Origin of the sequence: Aestuariicoccus sp. MJ-SS9 (genome assembly GCF_032586235.1) — a bacterium.
Taxonomy (GTDB): Bacteria; Pseudomonadota; Alphaproteobacteria; order Rhodobacterales; family Rhodobacteraceae; genus Aestuariicoccus.
Map to the genome: position 1 here is coordinate 169,286 of NZ_JAWHTD010000003.1, position 22,338 is coordinate 191,623.

General features: G+C 68.8%; 16 protein-coding genes. 9 read left to right on the forward strand and 7 right to left on the reverse strand.

Annotated features, from left to right (window positions below):
* The first annotated feature begins 149 nt into the window (after nucleotides 1-149).
* The 6 genes from RXV88_RS03860 (at nucleotide 150) to RXV88_RS03885 (ending at nucleotide 10,297) form a co-directional block, all read left to right on the forward strand.
* The gene (locus tag RXV88_RS03860; RefSeq protein ID WP_316290780.1) at nucleotides 150-1,934 is read left to right on the forward strand and encodes an autotransporter assembly complex protein TamA; all 1,785 of its coding nucleotides are present in this window, start codon (nucleotides 150-152) and stop codon (nucleotides 1,932-1,934) included.
* On the forward strand, nucleotides 1,931-6,205 hold the full coding sequence (locus RXV88_RS03865) for a translocation/assembly module TamB domain-containing protein (RefSeq protein ID WP_316290781.1): 4,275 nt from the start codon (nucleotides 1,931-1,933) through the stop codon (nucleotides 6,203-6,205). Before RXV88_RS03860 ends, RXV88_RS03865 begins: the two co-directional genes overlap by 4 nt.
* Before the next feature lie 124 nt (nucleotides 6,206-6,329).
* Entirely contained in the window at nucleotides 6,330-7,400 is a 1,071-nt protein-coding gene (locus tag RXV88_RS03870) for a pyridoxal-phosphate dependent enzyme (RefSeq protein ID WP_316290782.1), read from the forward strand.
* Nucleotides 7,397-8,539, forward strand: coding sequence for a Xaa-Pro peptidase family protein (locus tag RXV88_RS03875; RefSeq protein WP_316290783.1), 1,143 nt, complete (start codon nucleotides 7,397-7,399; stop codon nucleotides 8,537-8,539). The genes RXV88_RS03870 and RXV88_RS03875 overlap by 4 nt, the downstream gene beginning before the upstream one ends.
* On the forward strand, nucleotides 8,539-9,276 hold the full coding sequence (locus RXV88_RS03880) for an Asp/Glu racemase (RefSeq protein WP_316290784.1): 738 nt from the start codon (nucleotides 8,539-8,541) through the stop codon (nucleotides 9,274-9,276). The genes RXV88_RS03875 and RXV88_RS03880 overlap by 1 nt, the downstream gene beginning before the upstream one ends.
* Before the next feature lie 82 nt (nucleotides 9,277-9,358).
* Nucleotides 9,359-10,297, forward strand: a complete 939-nt coding sequence (locus RXV88_RS03885) for an aldo/keto reductase (RefSeq protein WP_316290785.1) — start codon at nucleotides 9,359-9,361, stop codon at nucleotides 10,295-10,297.
* Between the two features lie 9 nt (nucleotides 10,298-10,306).
* On the opposite strand, the gene RXV88_RS03890 is transcribed toward RXV88_RS03885, so the two are convergent.
* The gene (locus tag RXV88_RS03890) at nucleotides 10,307-10,972 is read right to left on the reverse strand and encodes a nitroreductase (protein WP_316290786.1); all 666 of its coding nucleotides are present in this window, start codon (nucleotides 10,970-10,972) and stop codon (nucleotides 10,307-10,309) included.
* Entirely contained in the window at nucleotides 10,969-12,051 is a 1,083-nt protein-coding gene (locus tag RXV88_RS03895; protein WP_316290787.1) for a CaiB/BaiF CoA-transferase family protein, read from the reverse strand. Before RXV88_RS03895 ends, RXV88_RS03890 begins: the two co-directional genes overlap by 4 nt.
* Nucleotides 12,052-12,221: 170 nt before the next feature.
* On the opposite strand from RXV88_RS03895, the gene RXV88_RS03900 reads away from it, so the two are divergent.
* The 3 genes from RXV88_RS03900 to RXV88_RS03910 all read left to right on the forward strand — a co-directional run bounded on the left by RXV88_RS03900 (nucleotide 12,222) and on the right by RXV88_RS03910 (nucleotide 15,876).
* A complete protein-coding gene (locus tag RXV88_RS03900) occupies nucleotides 12,222-14,636 on the forward strand; it encodes a ligase-associated DNA damage response DEXH box helicase (RefSeq protein WP_316290788.1) in 2,415 nt (804 codons plus the stop codon).
* A gap of 122 nt (nucleotides 14,637-14,758) precedes the next feature.
* Complete coding sequence (gene pdeM / locus RXV88_RS03905; protein WP_316290789.1) at nucleotides 14,759-15,421, forward strand: ligase-associated DNA damage response endonuclease PdeM; 663 nt, start codon at nucleotides 14,759-14,761, stop codon at nucleotides 15,419-15,421.
* A 41-nt stretch (nucleotides 15,422-15,462) separates the two neighbouring features.
* Entirely contained in the window at nucleotides 15,463-15,876 is a 414-nt protein-coding gene (locus RXV88_RS03910) for a PaaI family thioesterase (RefSeq protein WP_316290790.1), read from the forward strand.
* A gap of 63 nt (nucleotides 15,877-15,939) precedes the next feature.
* Here RXV88_RS03910 and folD read toward each other — a convergent pair whose 3' ends face one another.
* From folD to ftsH, 5 genes are all read right to left on the reverse strand, one after another.
* Nucleotides 15,940-16,857, reverse strand: coding sequence for a bifunctional methylenetetrahydrofolate dehydrogenase/methenyltetrahydrofolate cyclohydrolase FolD (gene folD / locus RXV88_RS03915; protein ID WP_316290791.1), 918 nt, complete (start codon nucleotides 16,855-16,857; stop codon nucleotides 15,940-15,942).
* Nucleotides 16,858-16,953: 96 nt separating this feature from the next.
* A complete protein-coding gene (locus RXV88_RS03920) occupies nucleotides 16,954-18,630 on the reverse strand; it encodes a formate--tetrahydrofolate ligase (protein WP_316290792.1) in 1,677 nt (558 codons plus the stop codon).
* Nucleotides 18,631-18,831: 201 nt separating this feature from the next.
* Nucleotides 18,832-19,446, reverse strand: coding sequence for an MOSC domain-containing protein (locus RXV88_RS03925; protein WP_316290793.1), 615 nt, complete (start codon nucleotides 19,444-19,446; stop codon nucleotides 18,832-18,834).
* Between the two features lie 138 nt (nucleotides 19,447-19,584).
* Nucleotides 19,585-20,364, reverse strand: a complete 780-nt coding sequence (locus RXV88_RS03930; RefSeq protein WP_316290794.1) for a methyltransferase domain-containing protein — start codon at nucleotides 20,362-20,364, stop codon at nucleotides 19,585-19,587.
* Nucleotides 20,361-22,274, reverse strand: coding sequence for an ATP-dependent zinc metalloprotease FtsH (ftsH, locus tag RXV88_RS03935; protein ID WP_316290795.1), 1,914 nt, complete (start codon nucleotides 22,272-22,274; stop codon nucleotides 20,361-20,363). Before ftsH ends, RXV88_RS03930 begins: the two co-directional genes overlap by 4 nt.
* Nucleotides 22,275-22,338: the final 64 nt, after the last annotated feature.

Below are 22,338 nucleotides of genomic sequence, written 5' to 3' on the forward strand. Positions count from 1 at the left end.
CCTGCGGCTCTTGTGATCCAGCGTCGGTCTTTCTTCGTACAAATTGGGCGGTGCCGGGTACCGGCGCCATGTCCTCTGCGGCTTTGTCTGGAACACACCAGCGAGGCACGGTAGAAAGGACCAATTTCGACCGGGGGAGGGGCAGCTTCGTGACCGTCTATCGCTCTATGTGCGCCGTGTTCTGTATGGGGCTGCTGGCGGCCGCTCCGCAGGCGCGGGCGCTGGACGACCTGCAGTTCCGCGTCGACACCGCGGATGAGGATTTCACCGCCCGCCTCAAGGATGCGTCGCTGTTGCGCGCGGCCAAATCCGAGGGCCGTGTCTTGCCCGAGGACCTGATGGCGACGGCTTTGGCGGATTACCGCCGACTGACCGAATACCTATATTCCGAAGGCTACTACGGCGGCACCGTCAACATCCGCGTCGACGGGACCGAGGCTGCGGCGATCCCTGTTCTGTCGCCGCCCAGCCGCATCGGCATCATCGTGGTCGAAATCGACCCCGGCCCGCTCTACCGCTTTTCCCGCGCGCAAGTGGCGCCGCTGGCCGAGGGCACCGAAATGCCCGAGGGCTTCCGCGAGGGGGAACCGGCCCCGGCGACCCTGGTCGGCGACGCGGTAGACGCCGCGGTCACCGGATGGCGCGAGGCGGGTCATGCCAAGGCCGAACCGGTTTCCGAAAAAGTCACCGCCAATCATTCCAGCGACACGCTATCGGCCGATGTCCGGATCGGCCCTGGGCCGCGCCTGCGGTTCGGCCGCCTTGAGGTGACGACACCCAGCGCCGTGCGCGCCGCGGCGATCCGGCGGATCGCGGGCCTGCCGCGCGGCGAGGTGTTCCACCCCGACGAGGTCGCCCGCTCGGCCGAGCGGCTGCGCCGGACCGAGGCGTTCTCTTCGGTCCAGCTGGTCGAGGGCGAAGCGGTGGGCGACGTGCTCGAGATGGAGGCCCGCGTGGCCGACCGCAAACCCCGGCGCATCGGTGCCGGGGCAGAGCTGTCGTCGCTCGACGGGGTGACGCTTTCGGGTTTCTGGCTGCACCGCAACATAGCGGGCGGCGCCGAACGGCTGCGTTTCGACGCCGAGGTGCGCAACATCGGCACCGTGACCGAGGACATCGACTATCTGCTGCGCGCGCGGCTCGACGTGCCCGCGGCCATCGGGCCGGACACGCATTTCTTCACCTTCGGGGAATACCTTCTCGAGGTCGAACCGGCCTACGAATCCGAACGCTTTGAATTCGGCGTCGGTCTGAGCCGGATCTGGTCCGAAGAGCTGACGACCGAACTTTATGTCGGCTATCTCGAGGCGGATACGAAAACCGACCTGGGCGAGCAGTATTTCCAGCTGGTGCCGCTGCACGGCACGCTGGTCTACGACCGGCGCGACGACCCGCTGAACCCCAAGAACGGCTATTACGTCAGCGTCGAGGCGACGCCCTACCTGGGTCTTGGCGACAGCGACAGCGGCGCGCGGCTTTTCGGCGATCTGCGCGGGTTCAAGTCGCTCGGAACCCGCAATGTCGTCGCGGGCCGCCTGCAGATGGGATCGGTCCTGGGCTCCGAGATCGACAACACGCTGCCGGAACTGCTCTTCGCCTCGGGTGGCGGCGGCACGGTGCGCGGCCAGCCCTACAAGTCGCTGGATGTGGACCTGGGCGGCGGCGACCGGTCGGGCGGGCGCAGCTTTGTCGGCCTTTCGGCCGAACTGCGCACGTCGATCACCGAAAACATCGGCATCGTGGCCTTTGCCGACGCGGGCTATATCGGCGCCGAAAGCAGCTATGACGGCAACGGCGACTGGCATTCCGGCGCCGGGCTGGGGCTGCGCTACAACACCGGCATCGGCCCGATCCGCTTTGACGTCGCGATGCCCACGGGCGGCGACACCGGCGACGGCGTGCAGATCTACATCGGAATAGGACAAGCGTTTTGAGATTTCTCGCCGCTCTTCTTCTGGCGCTCTTTGCCTTTGCCCTGCCTGCGCAGGCGCAGGACGATCAGGACGACCGGGGTTATCTTCAGGGCCTGCTGGAGGACGCGCTGTCCGACGCCGGGCGCGAGGTGCGGATCGTCGGCTTCGAAGGCGCGCTGAGCTCCGAGGCGACCATTCAGGAAATGACCATCGCCGATGGCGAAGGGATCTGGCTGCGGCTGCAGGACGTGGTCCTTGTCTGGAACCGCCGGGCGCTCTTTTCGGCGCGCATCCAGGTTGATGAGCTGACGGCCACGACGCTCGACGTGCTGCGCGCGCCGGTGCCCGCGTCGGACCTGCCCCCGCCCGAGGCGAGCGGGCCGTTCCAGCTGCCGGACCTGCCGGTCGAGGTTCAGATCGGCAAGCTGGCCATCGGCGCGGTCAACCTGGGCGACTCGTTTCTCGGCCAGCCCATATCGCTGACGGTCGAAGGTTCTGCCGATCTGGCCGGGGGCGAGGGCGGCGCCAATCTGAACGTCCGCCGGATCGACGGCCCCGAGGGGCAGTTCGACCTGGAGGGACGCTTTGCCAATGAAACCCGCCAGCTCGATCTGAAGCTGCTGCTGGCCGAGGGGCCGGGCGGGATCGCCGCGACGCTCATGAGCCTGCCCGGCACGCCGCCGGTGCGGCTCTCGGTCGAGGGCAGCGGCCCGCTGGGCGATTTCGGAGCGGGCATCGCTCTGGCCACCGACGGACAAGAGCGGATCACCGGCACCGTCGCCCTGCGAGGGGCCGAGGATGGCGGTTCGGCCTTTGGGGTCGATATAGCGGGCGACATTCGGCCGCTTCTGCTGCCGGACTACCACGAATTCTTCGGCCCGCGGATCGCGTTGCAGGCGGACGGGGCGCAGCTGGCCGATGGCGGACTCAGGCTCGACCGGCTGGCGCTGAAGGCCGACGCCATATCGCTTGACGGCGCGGTCGAGCTTGGCCCCGACCAATGGCCCCGCAACATAGATGTCGATCTCAGGATCGCCGACGCCACCGGCGCGCCGGTGCTGCTGGCCATACCCGGCGCGGAAACCCGCGTCGATCTTGCCGATCTGGTGATCCGCTACGACGCCGAACGCGATGACGGCTGGTCGGCTGAGGGACGCATCGACGGGCTGACGCGGCCCGATCTGAGCATTGGCAGCATCGCGCTGAACGGTTCGGGCCGCATCCGGCGCGGCGACGGCGTGTCGCTGGGCGAGGTCAGCGGCTCGCTGAACCTCGACACGGGCGGCATCGCGCTGGCGGACCCGGCGCTGGCGCAGGCCGTCGGCGACAGCGCCTCGGGCGCGCTGAGCATCGACTGGCAGCCCGGCGCGCCTTTGCGCATCGCCGACATCGCGCTGAGCGCGGCAGGCGCGCGGCTGACCGGCAACGCCGCGCTGGCCGGGGTCGACGGCGGCGTCGATCTGAACATCTCGGGCGATCTGGGCCTGATCGCCGACGACATCTCGCGCTTTTCCGGACTGGCCGGGCGCGACCTGGGCGGGTCGGTCGATGTGGTCGCCACGGTGCAGGCGCAGCCGGTGTCCGGGTCCTTCGACGTGGATCTCAAGGGCCGGGCAACCGACCTTGCCACATCCATCCCCGAAGCCGACCGCCTGCTGGCCGGATCGACGCAACTGCGCCTGAGCGCCCGGCGCGACACCGGCGGCACGGTGCTGCGCGACTTTGCGGTGGACGGCGATTTCATCGACGTCACGGCGCAGGCCGAGCTGCGCAGCGGCGCAAGCGCCGGACGCTTCGACCTGACCCTGCCCGACCTCTCGGTGCCGCTGCCCGACCTGCCGGGGCGCGCAAACCTGACCGGCACGTTCCGCGAAACCGATGCGGCCTGGCTGCTTGACGTGATGGCCGAGGGGCCGGGCGCGGCCCGGTTCGACGGCGACGTGTCGCTGGCCAAAGCAGAGACCGGGCTGGGCCCCATTGCCGCCGATGGCCAGCTGAGCGTCGGCGCCCTGGCGGATTTCGCCGCCGTCGCGCAGCGGAACCTGGGCGGCGCGGTCGATCTGGCCGGGCAAGTCACCTTCGATCCGGCGGGCAACGCCCTCAGCGCGGTGCTGGACGGGTCGGCGACCGATCTGGCGGTCGCCATCGACCCGGTCGACCGTCTGCTGCGCGGCGAGACGCGGCTGCGCGTCGACGTCGATCAGGCCGGGCCGCGCATTGCCATCAACGAGCTCTTCATCGATGGGCAGGCCATCGACCTGACCGCCGAGGGCGTGATCGAACCCGACGCCAGCGCTGCCCGCTTCGACCTGTCGGTGCCGGATGTGTCCGTCCCCCTGCCCCAGCTTTCCGGCCCGCTGCGCCTGAACGGCACGGCGCGCGAGGATGCGGCGAAATGGGACCTGGCGCTTGACGCCACAGCCCCCGGCGACAGCCGTTTCGACGGCACCGTCACGCTGGAAAAAGCCGATGGCGAGATCGTCGCGGTCGACGCCGACGGCGCGCTGGCGCTGAACCGTCTGGCGGCCTATGCCGGGCTTGCGGGCCGCGCGCTCGGCGGCGCGGTGCGCCTTGACGGCGGCGGCCGCTATGATCTGCGCGACGGCAGCGCCAGCGCCCGGCTGACCGGGCGAGCAGAGGACATCGCCACCGGCATCGCCACGGTCGACGCGCTGACGCGCGGCGCCACGGACCTGACGCTGGACGCGCGGCGCAATGCCGACGGCACGCTGATCTTCGACACGCTCGATCTGGGCAACCCGCAGCTGACCGCCGATCTGACCGGCTCGCTCGGTCCGACCCGCAGCCGCCTGCGCTTTGACGTTCTGCTGCGCAACCTCGGCCTCGTGGCCCCCGGTTTCGACGGCCCCGCCAGCGCGCGCGGCACAGCACAGCGCGACACCGGCGACTGGACCATCGACACCGCCCTCACCGGCCCCGGCGGCACCGAGGCACAGGCCAACGGCACCCTCGCCCCCGGCTTTGACCGCGCCAACCTGAGCCTTGCCGGGCAGGCGCCGCTGGGCCTTGCCAACCGGTTCATCGAGCCGCGCCTTCTGACCGGACTGGCAAGCTTCGACCTTGCGCTCAACGGTCCGCTGGCCCTGTCGTCGGTGTCGGGCAGCGTTCGCAGCACCGGCGCGGAATTCATCCTGCCGACCATGGCGCAGGCGCTGCGCGACATGAATGTCGACGTGGCGCTTTCGGGCGGACGGGCCTCGGTGTCGGTGGACGCGCAGCCGGCCAAGGGCGGGCGGATCGAAGCCTCGGGCCCGATCACCTTGTCGGCCCCCTTCCCTGCCGATCTGACCATCGCGCTGATCGGCGTGCAGGTCGAAGAACCGGGGCTCTTCGAGACCAGCGTCGACGGTCGTCTGACCTTCAGCGGCCCGCTGACGGGCGGCGCGCGGCTGGGCGGCCGGATCGACCTGGGCACGGTCGAGGTGCGTATCCCCGAAACCGGGCTGGGGGGCCCGAGCCGGGCGTTTGAGCTGACCCATGTCAACGAACCCGCGCCCGTCCGCAGCAGCCGCGCCCGCGCCGGTCTGCTCGAGGAGGGCACCGGCGGTTCGGGCGTCGGCGGCGGTGGCGGGGCGGTCTATCCGCTCGACCTGACGATCAACGCGCCCGCGCGGATTTTCATCCGGGGCCGCGGGCTGGACGCCGAGCTGGGCGGGCAATTGCGCGTGACCGGCAGCACCGCCGAGGTCGTGCCGCAAGGCCGCTTCGACCTGATCCGCGGGCGGCTCGACCTTCTGGGCCAGCGGCTGCTGCTGTCCGAGGGCTATGCCCAGCTGCAAGGCGATTTCGACCCCTATCTGCGCCTGCAGGCCGATGCCGAACGCGACGAGACGGTGATCCGGATCATCGTGCAGGGGCTGGCTTCGTCGCCCGATGTCGTGATTACCTCGGTCCCGGAACGCCCCGAGGAAGAGGTGCTGGCGCTGCTGCTTTTCGGCCGTGATGTGACCGACATCTCGGCGCTTCAGGCGCTGCGCATCGCGGCGGCGGTCAACACGCTTGCCGGGCGCGGCGGCGGCGGGATCGTCGACCGGCTGCGCATGGGCTTCGGGCTCGACGAGCTGGACCTGGAAACCAACGCCGACGGCACGACCGATCTGCGGGTGGGCAAGTATCTGTCCGACAACGTCTATACCGACGTCACGGTGGGCGCGACCGGCGACACCGAGATCAACCTCAACCTGTCGATCTCCAAGAGCGTCACGGCACGGGGATCGGTCGGTTCGGATGGCGACACCAGCGTCGGGATCTTCTTCGAAAAGGATTACTAGGCGCCCCCGGCGCCTTGGCCCGGGCATGAACGACGCGAAACGACGCTTTTCGCACATCTCCTGTCCGGTCCGGGTTTGACAAGCCGCGCCGCGCCGCGCCTCATGGCGTGGCAACGGAGGCGCCATGACACCTGACCTTATCCTCAACCGGTTCCGCGGCGGCGATGCCGCGTTCGAGCTGCCCGACGACATCCCCTTCCCCTCGGACGATCCTGCGCCGGTGCTGGCCTTGCTGGCGCAATGCCCGGCCGCGGGCGCGACGCCGCTGACAGACCTGCCCGGCGTGGCCGAGGCCGCCGGTGTGGCCCAGGTCTGGGCCAAGGACGAACGCGGGCGCATGGGGCTGGGCAGCTTCAAGGCGCTGGGGGCGGCGCATGTGATCGCCCGGGCCGCCGCCGACACCGGGGCCGAGGATCTGTCGCAGGCGCTGGCGGGCCGGACCTATGTCACCGCAAGCGCGGGCAATCACGGGCTGTCGGTCGCGGCCGGGGCGCGGGTCTTTGGCGCTAGGGCCGTGGTGTACCTGTCGGACACCGTGCCCGACGCCTTCGCCCAGCGGCTGGCGGCCCAGGGGGCCGAGGTCGTCCGCGCGGGCCGCGACTACGAGGCCAGCATGGACGCCGCCGCCCATGCCGCCGCCGAAAAAGGCTGGACGCTGCTGTCGGACAGCTCTTGGCCCGGCTACACAGAGTCCCCTTGGATATTAATGCAGGGCTACCTGGCGATCATGGCCGAGGTCGCCGACCAGATCGACGCCGCCCCCACCCATGTGGTGGTGCAGGGCGGGGTCGGCGGGCTGGCAGCGGCGGTAGCCGCGGCCACGCGCAAGACCTGGGGCGACGCGCCTAAGGTCGTCGTGGTCGAACCCGCCTGGGCCCCCTGCATCGCCGCCTCGCTCGAGGCGGGGCGCTTTACGCCGGTGACCGGTCCGGTGTCGTCTATGGGCCGGCTCGACTGCAAGGAGGCGTCGCTTATCGCGCTGCGCGGGCTGGCGCGCGACGCGGACGCCGCCGTCAGCCTGAGCGACGCCGAGGTCGAGGCCGCCCTGCCCGCGCTCGCCGCGCAGGGCATGGCGACGACGCCCTCGGGCGGGGCGGGGCTGGCGCTGCTCATGAACCTGGACCGCAGGCGCGAGGCACTGGGGATCGACGCGAATTCCCGGATCCTGACCTTCGTCACCGAAGCGCCCGAATGACGCTGCCGCCCGGGGAATACGCCGACCGCCGCCAACGCGCGCAGGCGCTGATGGCCAAGGCCGGTCTGGCCGCGCTCTTGCTGACGACCGAACCCGAGGTGCGCTATTTCACCGGCTATCTGACGCGCTTCTGGGAAAGCCCGACCCGGCCGTGGTTCCTGATCCTGCCCGCCAGCGGCGCGCCCGTGGCCGTGATCCCCGCCATCGGCGCGCCGCTGATGCGCCGCAGCGGTGTCGAGGACATCCGCAGCTGGAACGCCCCCGACCTGACCGACGACGGCATCGGGCTCTTGACCGACACCCTGCGCGAGCTGACGGGCACCAACGGGGCCATCGGCCTGCCCATGGGGCACGAGACCCACCTGCGCATGCCGCTGGCGGATTTCCGGCGGCTGGGTGACACACTCGGACCCAGCCGGCTGACGGATGACCGGGGCATCCTGCGTCGCCTGCGGATGGTGAAATCCGAGGCCGAGATCGCCCTGATCCGCGAGGCCTGCGGCATCGCCGACCGTGCCTTCGCCCGCGTGCCTCAGATCGCCCGCGCGGGGGTCGGCCTCGACCGGGTGTTCCGCGATTTCCAGCGGCTCTGCCTCGACGAAGGCGCGGATTTCGTGCCTTACCTCGCAGGGGCCGCCGAGACCGGGGGCTACGCCGACGTCATCTCACCCGCCACAGCTACGCCGCTGGCGGCGGGGGACGTGCTGATGCTGGATACCGGGCTGACCCGCCAGGGTTATTTCTGCGATTTCGACCGGAATTATTCGGTCGGCCCGCCCACCGCCGAGGTCGCCGCCGCCCATGCACGGCTGATCGACGCCACCCGCGCCGGGTTCGACGCGGCCCGCCCGGGGGCAAGCGCTGCCGATCTCTTCCACGCCATGGCGGCGGTCTGCGGCGCCGGTCCCGAGGACGGGCGGCTGGGCCACGGGCTGGGGATGCAGCTGACCGAATGGCCCTCGCTCATCCCCGGCGATCACACGGTGCTGGAGCCCGGCATGGTGCTGACGCTGGAACCCTTCGTGCGCACCGGCCCCGGCAGGCTGATGGTGCACGAGGAAAACATCGTGATCCGGGACGCGCGCGCCGAATGGCTGTCGACGCCCGCCACCGCCGCAATCCCCGTACTGGAGGCCTGATGGATTTCACCTATACCCAAGCCCCCGCGAACGAGCCGCGCTTCGGGCTGATCGTGCTGCAGCGCGACGAAAGCCTCGAGCACGATCTGCGCCGCATCCTGCCCGGCGCGGTCAACCTGCTGGTCAGTCGGGTCCCCTCGGACCTCGAGGTCACGCCCGAGACGCTGGCGCAGATGGAGCACGACCTGCCCCGGACCGCCGCGCTGCTGCCGCAGGCGGAACCCTTCGCGGTCGCCGCCTATGGCTGCACCTCGGGCACGGCGGTGATCGGGGCCGAGCGCATCGCCACGCTGATCCGCGATGCGGCCCCGGTGCGGCAGGTCACCAACCCGTTGAGCGCGCTGCTGGCGGCCTGCGAGGCGATGGGGATCAAACGGCTGGGCGTGCTGTCGCCGTATGTGGCCGAGGTGTCGGACCAGCTGCGCGGCATTCTGGGCAAGGCCGGCGTCGCCACCCCGGTCTTCGGCAGCTTCAACGAGGCGCGCGAGGAAAACGTGGTGCGCATCTCGCCCGGCTCGATCATGACGTCGGCAGAGGCGCTGGCCGCGCAGGGCGGCATCGACGCGATCTTCATGTCCTGCACCAACCTGCGCACGCTCGAGGTGATCGCCCCGCTCGAGGCGGCGACGGGCCTGCCGGTGCTCAGCTCGAACCAGGTGCTGGGCTGGCACATGATGCGGCTGGGCGGGCTGACCGACCCTGTGGCCGGCTATGGCCGCCTGCTGGCAGAGGCCTGAGCCACACGCCCGGCGGCGAGGTCGACTTGGTCACGCGCCCTTGGCTCTGGCGCTGGACGCCGACCCGTGGCACCTTTGGCGCATGAGACCCGATCTTCGCACCCCGTCCGGCGCCCCCGCCGGAGACTTCGCCTTTGGCACGATGCAATTCGGCGGCCGCGCCGACGAAGCGCAGAGCCACGCCATGTACGACGCCTGCCGGGCCGCCGGCATCCGTCTTTTCGACACCGCCTATGTCTATACCGACGGCGCGTCCGAGACGTTGCTGGGCCGCTTCGCCGCGTCAGAGCGCGACGATCTCTTTATCGCGACCAAGGCCAGCTATACGGGCGGCGCGTCGCGCGACAATATCCTGACCACCTTCGACACCAGCCGGAAGCGGCTGGATATGGACGTGATCGACCTGCTTTACATGCATCGCTGGGACAATGACACGCCGCTTGAAGAGACGTTCGAGACCCTGGCGCGGCTGAAGGCCGAGGGGAAGATCCGGCATATCGGCGTGTCCAATTACGCCGCCTGGCAGGTGACCAAGGCACAGGCCGTGGCCGCGCGCTTTGGAGTGCGCATCGACGTGTTGCAGCCGATGTACAACCTGGTCAAACGCCAGGCCGAGGTCGAGATTCTGCCCATGTGCCTCGCCGAGGGCATCGTCCCGGTGCCCTATTCGCCGCTGGGCGGCGGGCTGCTGACCGGCAAGTATCTGGACGGCGGCAGCGGTCGGCTGACCGAGGACGAACGCTATGCCGCGCGCTACGGCGTGGCGGCGATGCACGACGGGGCCCGCGGCCTTTGCGAGATCGCCGCCGAGCTGGGCATAGATCCGGCGACTTTGGCGGTGGCCTGGGTCGGCCGCCACAAGGCGCGGCCCGTGCCGATCCTGTCGGCGCGCACTGCCGAGCAGTTGCAGCCCTCGCTTGCGGGCATGACCTTTGCGATGGACGACACGCTTTACGCGCGGCTCTCGGCGCTCAGCCCGACGCCGCCGCCGGCCACCGACCGGCTGGAGGAAAGCGGCTAGGCCACGGTTTCAGCGCCAGTCGACGAACTCTCCGGTCGCGGCGCGGACGGTGCGGAATCCGTTGGCGGGGTGGTCGGGGTCGGGATGACCCAGAGCGATGCCGCAAAGGATGTCGCGGTCGTCCGCAACGCCGAACCAGTCGCGCAGGAAGGGCGAAAAGCCCGCGACCGAGGCCATGGCGATCCCGCCCAGCCCCTTGGCCTGCAAACCCAGCAGCACCGCCGTCACGAAGGCCCCGCAATCAAGGACGCCGTAGGGGCCCAGATCCTTGGGCGTCGTGATCAGCAGGAAATGCGGCGCGCCGAAGAAGCGGAAGTTCTCCATCATCTGCCGGGCCGATCCCGCGCGGTCGCCCTTTTCCACGCCCACCGCCTCGTAAAGCTGCCAGCCGCAGGCGCGGCGGCGGTCGCGGTAGACGCCTTCGTAGCGGTCGGGAAAGGGGATGTCGCTGGCATGCGCGGCCCGGGCGGCGTGGGCGTAAAGTGCGTCGCGCAGGCGGTCGGTTTCCTCGGCCCCGCAGGCAATCACCTGCCAGGGCTGGGAATTGCACCAGCTGGGCACCTGCCGGGCCGTGGTCAGTATGTCGTCAATCGTCGCGCGCGGCACCGGGTCGGGCCGGAAGGCCCGGCAGGAGTGGCGCGCGGCCAGAAGCGCGTCGAAAGCCTCGAATGTCATAGGTATCCTTCGCGTTCCAGCTCTGTGCGAATGGCGGCGCTGTCCTGCCCGCGCAGCGGCGGATCCGGGGGCCGCGCGGGCGGCTGGGTGGAAAAGCGCGGTGCGGCGCGCGGCGCGCCAGCCTGCCAGATGCCCCGCGCGGCGATATGCGGATCGGATTGCGCCTCGTCCGGGCTGAGGACAGGGGCGACGCAGGCGTCGCTGCCCGCGAAAACCGCTGCCCAATCGTCGCGGCTCCGGCTGGCGAAGAGGGATTCGAGCACAGCCGCCTGCTGCGGCCAGAGCGAAGGGTCGAATTGCGCGGCAAAGAGCGGATCGCCGGTCAGCCCGAGCCGTTCCAGAAAGAGCGCGTAGAACTTCGGTTCCAGGCATTGCACCGCCACATGACCGCCGCAGGCGCAGGCGTAGCAGCGCGACCAATGGGGCCCATCGAGCAGCGATTGCCCGCGGGCATGGGTCGAAAAGGCCGAGCCCATCGAGAGAAGCAGCGCCATCATGTGGCTGGCCCCGTCGACGATGGCCGCATCGACCACTGTGCCCTCGCCGGTGGCGCGCGCCTGCATCAGGCCCGCCAGCATGCCGACCGTCAGGTAGAGCGCGCCCCCGCCGATGTCGCCCAGCATCGTCGGCGGCACGCCGGGCACCTGCCCCGGCAGCCCGGCGTAAAAGAGCGCGCCGCTGCGCGCGAGGTAGTTCAGATCGTGCCCCGCCTGGCGCGCCAGCGGGCCGTCCTGCCCCCAGCCGGTCATGCGCCCGTAGACCAGCGCGGGGTTGAGCGCCAGCGCGTCGTCCGGGCCGAGGCCCAGCCGCTCCATCACGCCGGGACGCAGTCCCTCGGTCGCGCCGTGGGCGCTGCGCAGGAGCGCGCGGGCGATGGTAAGGTCGCCGGGCGACTTGAGGTCGAGCGCGATCGACCGCTTGCCGCGGTCGAGCAGGTTGCGTTCGGCCTTGCCGGGCGTGTCGGCGGCGCCGGGACGGTGCACGACGATCACCTCGGCCCCCAGATCGGCGAGCAACATGCCCGCGAAGGGCGCGGGGCCCAAAGCCTCGAATTCGACGATACGGATGCCGTGCAGCATGGCGGTCCTCCCTTTGGCGCAGCTTGGCCCGCGCCGCCTTTCCGCGCAATGCGCAACTGGCGGGCCATGGAGGGGGCGCTGCCCCCGCTGCTGCGCAGCCCCCCGGGATATTTGTGGATCAGTGAAACATGGGTGTTTTGCTTTGCCGGGCGGCGGATTATCTGAGGGGGATGACGGCGCTTCCCCCCTCGTTACGGTCCTTTTTCGACAGCCGCGGCTGGCAGGTGCATCCGCATCAGCAGGCGATGCTGGAGCGGGCGGGCGCACCGGCGCTGTTGCTGATCGCGCCTACGGGGGGCGGCAAGACGCTGGCAGGGTTCCTGCCGACGCTGGCGGAGCTGGAAGAGGGCGGGCATGAGGGGCTGCACACGCTGTACGTCAGCCCGCTGAAGGCGCTGGCGGCGGATATCAAGCGCAACCTGCGCACGCCCATCGACGAGGCGGGGCTGCCGATCCGGGTCGAGGATCGCACCGGCGACACGCCCGCCAGCCGCAAGAAGCGCCAGCGCGCCGACCCGCCGCATATTCTGCTGACCACGCCGGAATCGCTGGCTTTGCTGACCAGCTACGAGGATGCGCCGCGCATGTTCGCCGGGCTGCGCCGGGTTGTGGTGGACGAAATCCACGCGCTGGCGGACTCGAAGCGCGGCGATCAGCTGATGCTGGCGCTGGCGCGGCTGCAGGGGCTTTGCCCCGGTCTGCGGCGGGTGGGGCTGTCGGCCACGGTCGAGGATCCGCAGGCCATCGCCCGGTTCCTGGCGCGTCACCCCGACCCTTGCGAGATCCTGACCGCCGATCCCGGGCCCGATCCGGACATTCGAATGCTGGTCACCGAGACGCCGCCGCCCTGGTCGGGGGGCGGCGCGGCCTATGCGATCCCGGCGGTGCTGGAGGAGGTCAAACGGCACCGTACGACGCTGATCTTTCACAACACCCGCGCCCAGGCCGAGATCTTTTTCCACAACCTGTGGCTGGCCAATGACGAAGCGCTGCCCATCGGCATCCACCACGGATCGCTCGACCGCGGTCAACGCGAAAAGGTCGAGGCGGCGATGGTGCGGGGCGATTTGCGGGCCATCGTCTGCACCGGCTCGCTCGATCTGGGGATCGACTGGGGCGACGTGGATCTGGTGATCCAGGTCGGCGCGCCAAAGAACGTCAAGCGGCTGGTGCAGCGGATCGGCCGGGCCAACCACCGCTACAACGCGCCGTCCAAGGCGCTGTTGGTGCCGGCGAACCGCTTTGAGGTGGTGGAATGCGTGGCCGCTTTGGAAGCCGTGCGCGCCCATGATCTGGACGGCGAGGCGCGCGGGCCCGGCCCGCGTGACGTGCTCTGCCAGCATATCCTGATCGCCGCCGCCGCCGGACCCTTCGACGCGGACGGGCTTTACGCGGAGATGACCGCCGCCGGGCCCTATGCCGGGCTGACGCGGGAGGCCTTCGACGATTGTCTGAATTTCTGCGCCACCGGCGGCTATGCCTTGCGCGCCTACGACCAGTGGCAGCGGCTGCAACAGCGCCCCGACGGGCTGTGGCAGCTGCGCGACCCGCGTTCGGCCGTGCGCATCCGGCAGAATATCGGCACGATCCAGGACACCGACACGCTGAAGGTCAGGTGGCGCGGGCGCGGCGGCGCGCCGCTGGGCGAGATCGAGGAAGGTTTCGCCGCCTCGCTGACGCGCGGGGACACCTTTCTGATCGGCGGCCAAATCGTGCGCTACGAAGGCCTGCGCGAACTGACGGTCGAGGTCACTCGCGACCCCGGGCGCAAGCCCAAGATCGCCACCTTCATGGGCACCAAATTCGCCACCTCGACCCAGCTGTCGCAGCGCATCGTCGCGATGTTCCAGCAGCAAAGCTGGCCCGACCTGCCGGGCCACACCGCGCACTGGCTGCATCTGCAGCGCCAGGTGTCGCGGCTGCCGAAACCGGGGCGTCTGCTGATCGAGACCTTCCCCCGCGACGGGCGCGAACAGATGGTCGTCTACGGCTTTGCCGGGCGCAACGCGCAGCAGACGCTGGGGCTCTTGCTGACCAAGCGGATGGAGGAGATGGCGCTGGCGCCGATGGGCTTTGTGGCCACCGATTACGCCACGCTGATCTGGGGGCTCGATGCCGTGACCGATCCCGCGCCGCTCTTCGATCTGGCCGCGCTGGAGCATGGGCTGGACGGCTGGCTGGCGGGCAATGCAGTGATGAAACGCACCTTCCGCGCCTCGGCCACCATCGCCGGGCTGATCGAGCGGCAGGTCGGCGGGCAGCGCAAGACCGGGCGGCAGGCGACGATGTCGTCGGACATCCTTTATGACACGCTGCTGAAATACGACCCCGACCACCTGCTGATGCAGATCACCCGCGAAGAGGCGATGCGCGGCCTCGTCGATTTCGACCGCATCCGCGAGATGTGCGCCCGTGTCGAGGGGCGGATCGACCACATGCGGCTGAGCCGCGTGACACCGCTGGCCGCGCCGCTTTTCCTCGAGGCCGGGCGGGTCCCCGTCCGGGGCGCCGCCGACGAGCGGCTGCTGGAGGAAGAGGTCACGCGTCTGCTGGACGAAAGCGGGCTGGCGCAGCTCGGCGTGTGAGGACGCGACGCGCCTGAAGGCGATCAGGCCAGGACGCGAACGGACGTGCGGGCAGAGCAGACAAGCCCGATGCCGGAAAGGTCGCCCTTGCACGGGGCGCCTGGCGGTGGCAGGAACAAGCCATGAACGCCTTCGCCTTTTCCTTTCATGGCGCATCCCTGCGGGCGCTGGCTTCGGGCGCGCTCTTCTGGCCCGAGCAGACTTTGCTTGTGGTGTCGGATCTGCATTTCGGCAAGGCCGCGCGGTTGTCCGCCGTGGGCGGCGCGCCGCTGCCGCCCTATGATACGCGCGACACGCTGATGCGGCTGGAAGCGGATCTGGAGGCGACGGGTTCCAAACAGGTCGTCTGTCTGGGCGACAGTTTCGACGCCCCCGGTCTCGACGCGGCGCTGCCAGAGGCCGAACAGCTTTGGATCGCGCGGCTGCAGGCGGGGCGGCGCTGGCTTTGGATCGAGGGCAATCACGATCCCGGCCTGGTGGCGCTGGGAGGCGCGCATCTGGCGGAGCTTCGGCTGGGGCCGCTGGTCTTTCGGCACATTGCGGAGGCGGGGGAAACCGGCGAGGTTTCAGGGCATTACCACCCCAAGGCCCGGATCGCCGCCCGGGGCCGGGCGTTGTCGCGCCCCTGTTTCCTGCTCGACGAGGCGCGGCTGATCCTGCCGGCCTACGGCACCTATACCGGCGGGCTCTTCAGCCATGCCGCGCCCTTGCGCGGCCTTATGTCCGAGACGGCTCAGGCCATCCTGACCGGGCCAAGGCCCGTGGCCGTGCCGATGCCGCGCTGACGCGTCTTGCAGAGCCGGACGCGCTGTGGTCCTTTGCCCGCATGACGATCCACGAGCGCATCCACCGCAGCTTTGCCCGTCAGTCGATGATGGCCACCCTTGGCGCGTCGCTGTCCGGGGTGGAGACAGGCGCGGTCACCATCGCCGCGCCGATCACCGGGGCGACCAGCCAGCAACAGGGCTTTGCCCATGCCGGGCTGACCTTCTCGATCGGCGATTCCGCGGCGGGTTATTCGGCGCTGACGCTGTTGCCCGAGGATCAGGAGGTCGTGACCGCCGAGATCAAGATCAACTTTCTGGCCCCCGCGAAAGGCGACCGCCTGATCGCCCGGGGCCGGGTGATCAAACCCGGACGGCGGCTGATCGTGGTGACGGCGGAAGTCTTTGCCGAAAATGCCGGGACCGAGACGCAGGTTGCGGTGCTCATGGGCACCATGGTGCCCGTCCCGGCCTGAGGCCGGGCCTGTCTGCTCGATCCTCTGGCCGCTGTTTCGCCGCACCGCGGCCCGCTCGGCGGGTCAGGCGGTCAGCCCCTCCGGTTCCGGAAGACCGTTGGCGCGGCAGCAGGCGGTGACGGTGTTGGCCAGCAGGCAGGCGATGGTCATCGGGCCGACGCCGCCGGGCACCGGGGTGATAGCGCCTGCGACCTCGGCGCAGCTGGCGTAGTGGCAATCGCCCACGAGGCGGGTCTTGACGCTGCCATCCTCGTTGGTGCCCTTTTCCGGCGCGTCGATGCGGTTGATGCCAACGTCGATCACCGTTGCACCGGGCTTGATCCAGTCCCCGGGCACCATTTCGGGCCGGCCCACGGCGGCGACGACGATGTCGGCGCGGCGCACCACGCCCGGCAGGTCCCTGGTGCGCGAATGCGCGATGGTGACGGTGCAGCTGTCGCCCAGCAACAGCTGCGCCATCGGCTTGCCGACGATGTTCGAGCGCCCGACCACCACCGCATCCATGCCCGACAGCGACCCGTGATGATGCCGCAGCATCATCAGGCAGCCCAGCGGGGTGCAGGGCACCATGCTTTTCTGCCCGGTGCCCAGCAGGCCCACGTTCGAGATATGGAACCCGTCGACATCCTTGGCCGGGTCGATGGCGTTGATGACCAGGTCCTCGTTCAGATGCCCGGGCAGCGGCAGCTGCACGAGGATGCCATGCACCTCGGGATCGGCGTTGAGATGGTCGATCAGGCCCAGCAGTTCGTCCTCGGCGGTGTCCTCGGCGAGGCGGTGCTCAAAGCTGGCCATACCCACCTCGACCGTCTGCTTGCCTTTCGAACGGACATAAACCTGGCTGGCCGGGTCGGCACCCACCAGCACCACCGCAAGGCCGGGCGTGATGCCATGGTCGTCCTTCAGGCGCGCGACATGCTCCGCCACCTTGCCCCGCACCTCGGCCGCGAAGGCCTTTCCGTCGATGATCGTCGCCGCCATCTTGCGTCCTCTCTCTGCGGGCGGTGCGCAGCAAGTGCGCACCCTACAAAACCCCGCGTTTCCCCGTAGGGTGCGCCTTTACGGCGCACCGCCCGCTCAGAACAGGCCTTCGATCTGCCCGTCCGCATTCAGCCGGATGTTTTCCGCCGACGGCACGCGCGGCAGGCCCGGCATGGTCATGATCTCGCCGCAGACCACCACGACAAAGCCTGCACCCGCGGACAGCCGCACCTCGCGGACCGGCACGGTAAAGCCCGTGGGCGCGCCGCGGCGGTTCGGATCGGTTGTGAACGAGTACTGCGTCTTGGCCATGCAAACCGGCAGGTGACCATAGCCCTGATCCTCCCACAGCTTCAGCTGATCGAGGATCTTCTGGTCCATATCCGCCGCATCGGCGCGATAGATCTTCTGCGCGATGGTCTGGACCTTGTCGGCCAGCGACATCTCGTCGGGATAGATCGGGGCGAAGTTCGCCTCACCCTTCTCGGCCACCTCGACCACCTTCGCCGCCAGATCCGCCGAGCCTTCCGAACCCAGCTCCCAATGGCGGCTCAGCACCGCCTCGGCGCCCTGGCCCGCGACGTAATCCCTGACCGCCTGAACCTCGGCGTCGGTGTCGGTGACGAAGTGGTTGATCGCCACGACCACCGGAACGCCAAAGCTTTTGACGTTTTCGATATGGCGGCCCAGGTTGGCGCAGCCGGCCTTCACGGCCTCGACATTCTCGGCCCCCAGATCGGCCTTGGCCACGCCGCCGTTCATCTTCATCGCCCGCACCGTGGCCACCACGACCACCGCCGACGGGGCCAGACCCGCCTTGCGGCACTTGATGTTCATGAACTTCTCGGCGCCCAGGTCGGCGCCGAAGCCCGCCTCGGTCACCACGTAATCGGCCAGTTTCAGCGCGGTCGACGTGGCGATGACCGAATTGCAGCCATGCGCGATATTGGCGAAGGGCCCTCCGTGCACGAAGGCGGGGTTGTTTTCCAGCGTCTGCACGAGGTTGGGCTGCATCGCATCCTTCAAGAGCACGGTCATCGCGCCCTCGGCCTTGATGTCGCGGCAATAGACCGGCGACCGGTCACGGCGATAAGCCACGATCATGTCGCCCAGGCGCTGCTCCAGGTCCTTGAGATCCCTGGCCAGGCACAGGATCGCCATGACCTCGGAGGCCACGGTGATGTCGAACCCCGCCTCGCGCGGGAAGCCGTTGGCCACCCCGCCCAGCGACGCGGTGATCTGGCGCAGCGCGCGGTCGTTCATGTCGACAACCCGGCGCCAGACGACGCGGCGCACGTCGATCTCAAGCTCGTTGCCCCAATAGACATGGTTGTCGATCATCGCCGACAGCAGGCTGTGGGCCGAGGTGATGGCGTGGAAATCGCCGGTGAAATGCAGGTTCATGTCTTCCATCGGCACGATCTGGGCATGGCCGCCGCCGGCGGCCCCACCCTTCATGCCGAAGTTCGGGCCGAGGCTGGCCTCGCGGATGCAGATCATCGCCTTCTTGCCGATGCGGTTCAGACCGTCGCCCAGCCCCACCGTGGTGGTGGTCTTGCCCTCGCCCGCGGGCGTCGGGTTGATCGCCGTGACCAGGATCAGCTTGCCGTCGGCGCGGTCCTGCACCGAGTTGATGAAGCTCTGGCTGACCTTCGCCTTGTCGTGGCCATAGGGCAGCAGGTCGTCCGACCCGATGCCGATCTTTTCGCCGATCTCCTGGATCGGACGTTTCTTCGCCTCGCGGGCGATCTCGATGTCGGTCTTGAAGCTCATGTGGCGTCCCCGTTGCACGCTGTGATCTGACTTGCCAAAGCCATATCCCCGCAGACAAGTCTCCAACGCGGCGAATCCGACATTTCCCCGCTTCCTTGCGGCGATCCTGCAGTCATCGTGCAGCAGATCGGAAACGCAGGTGCGCGGCGCGCCCCGTCGGGCCTGTCGCCGCCGCTGTTCCGCCCTCGCAAGGGGCCGCCTTCAGGAGGCGGCGGTCAAGGCTCTGGGTGCCCGATCGTAGCCTGCCCAGACCGGCTGATCGGGGACGTGCAGGCGCAGGACATCGCCGATGGCCAGCCGGCCCGGCCGTTCGACCCAGGCGGTGACGCCGCGGCGGCCTTTCGCTGCGGCCTTGAACGCCTTGCCATGGCCCGGATGGGCCTTTTCGATCTCGCGCGCGGGCAGGTTGCAGGGGCGGTTTTCCATGTCGACGACCAGCGTCGCGCCATCGGCCCCCTGCAAACGCGACGATGGCGGAAGATGCGAGAAATCCGGCAGCCCGGACAGGACGACAGAGGCCCCAGTCAGCACCGGGTCGAGCGCGGGCAGGCCGAGCTCTGCGGCGACCTGCGCCATCTCCTCCTCGCAGACCAGTGCGAGCTGCCGGACATTGGCGATCTCGGTTCCGAAAGGATGCTGGTCCAGAACGCGCTTGCACGACCGCCTTGTCTGGCCGGTATGACGCTCGCCTGCGGCCCCGCCGAACTCCAGCTGCAGCTTGTCCGCCGGACGGGATCGCATGTCGCCATCGCCCTGGGGAACGCGGCCAAGCCAGACGATGCGCGCTTCGAAAGAGGTGGGTTTCAATGCAGGCATACGAAAAATCCTCTCACCAACACAACTATAAATTGATTTTTTATCTATAAATTACACTTCACCAAAGCGGCGATCGCTTTGCAACAATTTTGTTGCGGGGTCAGCGGCCCGCCGCCAATCCCGTGGCGGTCGGCGCGGTCACACCGCCAGCGTGATGAAAAGGCGGCGCAGCGGGAAAAGCACCCGCCCGTCGTCATGGGCCGGGTAGGCCTTGTCGATCACCCGTTCATAGGTCGCGATCAGCGTGGCGCGCTGCGAATCGTTCAGCCGGGCGAGAATCGGCCGGGCATAGGTCGCCTCGGTAAAGCGCCGGACGGGGTGACCCTCGCCATCGGGGGCGAGGTCCTGGTAATACTCGGTCTCCCAAAGCGACACCTGGCCCAGCGGCAAGAGCAGCCGGTGATATTCGGCGGGCAAAAGAACGCCCGGTTGGGGCAGCCGCTCTGCCATCGCCTCGGGAAAGAGCTCTTCGGCCAGATCGCGCCAGAGCCGATGCGACGGCGCGTTGTTCTGATGCGGCATCTGGATCGCCAGAACGCCGCCGGGCACCAGATACCCGGCCAGCCGCGGCAACAGCGCGGCGTGATCCGGAACCCAATGCAGCGCGGCGTTGGAATAGATCAGCGCCAGCTTTTCGTCCGGCGCCCAACCGGCGATGTCGGCTTGGTCCAGGCGACCGTAGACGCCACAATGCCGCGCCTGCGCCAGCATAGCCTCGCTCTTGTCGACGCCGGTCAGCGGCCGGTTGAGCTGCGCCAGTGCGGGGCCCGCCGCGCCGCTGCCGCAGCCCAGGTCGGCGATGCCGCCCTCGCTCAGCGGCGGGACCGCGCGCAAGAGGTCGAGAGCCGGCCGCAACCGATGACCCCGGAACCTGTGATAGGTCCCGGGGTCCCAGTCGAATTCGGCTGTGCCGCTCATACGGAGGGTTCGGGCTCCAGCCCGCCATCGCCCTGCGGCTTGGCCTTGGGTTTGGTCTTGGGGATCGCGGTGATGCTGGGCGTTTCCTCGGGCGCGTCGCCGTCGTTGTCGCCGGAATGCGGCGGTTCGCCCCTCATGACGCGTTTGATCTCTTCGCCGGTCAGGGTTTCGTATTCCAAGAGACCCTGCGCCAGACGCTCCCAATCTTCCTTCTGGTCGGTCAGGATCTTGAAGGCGCGGTCATAGGCCTTTTCGATGAAGCGGCGCACCTCGTCCTCGATCATCTCCTTGGTATGGGCGCTGACCGACAGACCGGCGGTCTGGCCGGAATAACCCTCGGCCGCCTCGCGGTAATCGACGTTGCCCACCTTGTCCGACATGCCCCATTGCAGAACCATCGCACGCGCCAGCGCGCTGGCCTGCTGAATGTCGCCGGCGGGGCCGTTGCTGACATTGTCCTCGCCGTACTTGATGATCTCGGCGGCCTTGCCGGCCATGGTCATGGCCAGCTTTTCCTCGCATTCCGACTTGTGCCAGTTCAGGCGGTCGATCTCGGGCAGGCTGACAACCATCCCCAGCGCGCCGCCGCGCGGAATGATCGTGGCCTTGTAGACCGGGTCGCATTGCGGCAGCGCAAGGCCCACGACGGCGTGTCCTGCCTCGTGATAGGCGGTCTTTTCCTTTTGCTCGGGCGTCAGGACCATGCTGCGGCGCTCGGCCCCCATCATGACCTTGTCCTTGGCGTTCTCGAAATCCTCCATCGTGACAAAGCGGCGCCCCACGCGTGCGGCCATCAGCGCCGCCTCGTTCACGAGGTTGGCCAGATCCGCGCCCGAAAAGCCGGGCGTGCCGCGCGCGATGATGCGCAGGTCGACGTCGGGGCCCAGCGGGGTCTTGCGGGCATGCACGCCGAGGATCTTTTCGCGGCCCTTGATGTCGGGGTTGGGCACGGTGACTTGGCGGTCGAACCGGCCTGGGCGCAACAGCGCGGGGTCCAGCACGTCGCGACGGTTGGTGGCGGCGATGATGATGACGCCCTCGTTGGCCTCGAAGCCGTCCATCTCGACCAGAAGCTGGTTGAGCGTCTGCTCGCGCTCGTCGTTGCCGCCACCATAGCCGGAACCCCGGTTGCGGCCGACGGCGTCGATCTCGTCGATGAAGACGATGCAAGGGGCATTCTTTTTCGCCTGTTCGAACATGTCGCGCACGCGGCTCGCGCCGACGCCCACGAACATCTCGACGAAGTCCGAGCCCGAGATGGTGAAGAAGGGCACGCCCGCCTCGCCCGCGATGGCGCGCGCAAGCAGCGTCTTACCGGTGCCCGGAGGGCCCACAAGCAGCGCGCCTTTGGGGATCTTGCCGCCGAGACGGCTGAATTTCTGCGGGTTGCGCAGGAATTCGACGATCTCTTCCAGCTCTTCCTTGGCCTCGTCGATGCCCGCCACGTCGTCGAACGTCACGCGGCCATGCTTTTCGGTCAGAAGCTTGGCCTTGGATTTACCAAAGCCCATGGCCCCGCCTTTGCCGCCGCCCTGCATCCGGTTCATGAAGTAAATCCACACGCCGATCAGCAAAAGGAACGGCAACAGGCTGAGCAGGAAGCTTTGCAGCCCGGATTGCTCCTGCTGCGTGGCGCTGACCGGCACGTTGTTTTCGATCAGAAGCTGGGTGACCTCGGCATCCTCGGGCTTGATCGCCACGTAATCCTGCCCGTCATCCGAGCGGAAGCGCACCTGCTCGCCGTCCAGCGTGACCGAGCTGACCGACCGGTCCTCGACCGCGCTGACGAAGTCGGAATAGCTGACCTCGCGGCTTTGCATCGTGCTGCCGCCGCCGGAAAAGAGGTTGAATAGCGCCAGGATCAGTAGAAAAAGGACGACCCAGAAGGCGATGTTACGTGCGTTTCCCAAGGAAAATCTCCCGAAATCTTTTGTCGCCCGCCTGTGCGGGGATGTTGCATGGTAACATAGACAT

What these genes read in the sequence shown, in the direction of transcription:
- RXV88_RS03875 (WP_316290783.1), top strand. Translation starts at nt 7,397, where the DNA reads ATGACGCTGCCGCCCGGGGAATACGCCGACCGCCGCCAACGCGCGCAG.
- RXV88_RS03880 (WP_316290784.1), top strand. Translation starts at nt 8,539, where the DNA reads ATGGATTTCACCTATACCCAAGCCCCCGCGAACGAGCCGCGCTTCGGG.
- RXV88_RS03930 (WP_316290794.1), bottom strand. Translation starts at nt 20,364, where the DNA reads ATGAGCGGCACAGCCGAATTCGACTGGGACCCCGGGACCTATCACAGG.
- folD (WP_316290791.1), bottom strand. Translation starts at nt 16,857, where the DNA reads ATGGCGGCGACGATCATCGACGGAAAGGCCTTCGCGGCCGAGGTGCGG.
- RXV88_RS03895 (WP_316290787.1), bottom strand. Translation starts at nt 12,051, where the DNA reads ATGCTGCACGGCATCCGTATCGTCGAATTCGAGGCTTTGGGCCCCGCG.
- RXV88_RS03920 (WP_316290792.1), bottom strand. Translation starts at nt 18,630, where the DNA reads ATGAGCTTCAAGACCGACATCGAGATCGCCCGCGAGGCGAAGAAACGT.
- RXV88_RS03900 (WP_316290788.1), top strand. Translation starts at nt 12,222, where the DNA reads ATGACGGCGCTTCCCCCCTCGTTACGGTCCTTTTTCGACAGCCGCGGC.
- RXV88_RS03925 (WP_316290793.1), bottom strand. Translation starts at nt 19,446, where the DNA reads ATGCCTGCATTGAAACCCACCTCTTTCGAAGCGCGCATCGTCTGGCTT.
- RXV88_RS03910 (WP_316290790.1), top strand. Translation starts at nt 15,463, where the DNA reads ATGACGATCCACGAGCGCATCCACCGCAGCTTTGCCCGTCAGTCGATG.
- RXV88_RS03890 (WP_316290786.1), bottom strand. Translation starts at nt 10,972, where the DNA reads ATGACATTCGAGGCTTTCGACGCGCTTCTGGCCGCGCGCCACTCCTGC.
- RXV88_RS03885 (WP_316290785.1), top strand. Translation starts at nt 9,359, where the DNA reads ATGAGACCCGATCTTCGCACCCCGTCCGGCGCCCCCGCCGGAGACTTC.
- pdeM (WP_316290789.1), top strand. Translation starts at nt 14,759, where the DNA reads ATGAACGCCTTCGCCTTTTCCTTTCATGGCGCATCCCTGCGGGCGCTG.
- RXV88_RS03870 (WP_316290782.1), top strand. Translation starts at nt 6,330, where the DNA reads ATGACACCTGACCTTATCCTCAACCGGTTCCGCGGCGGCGATGCCGCG.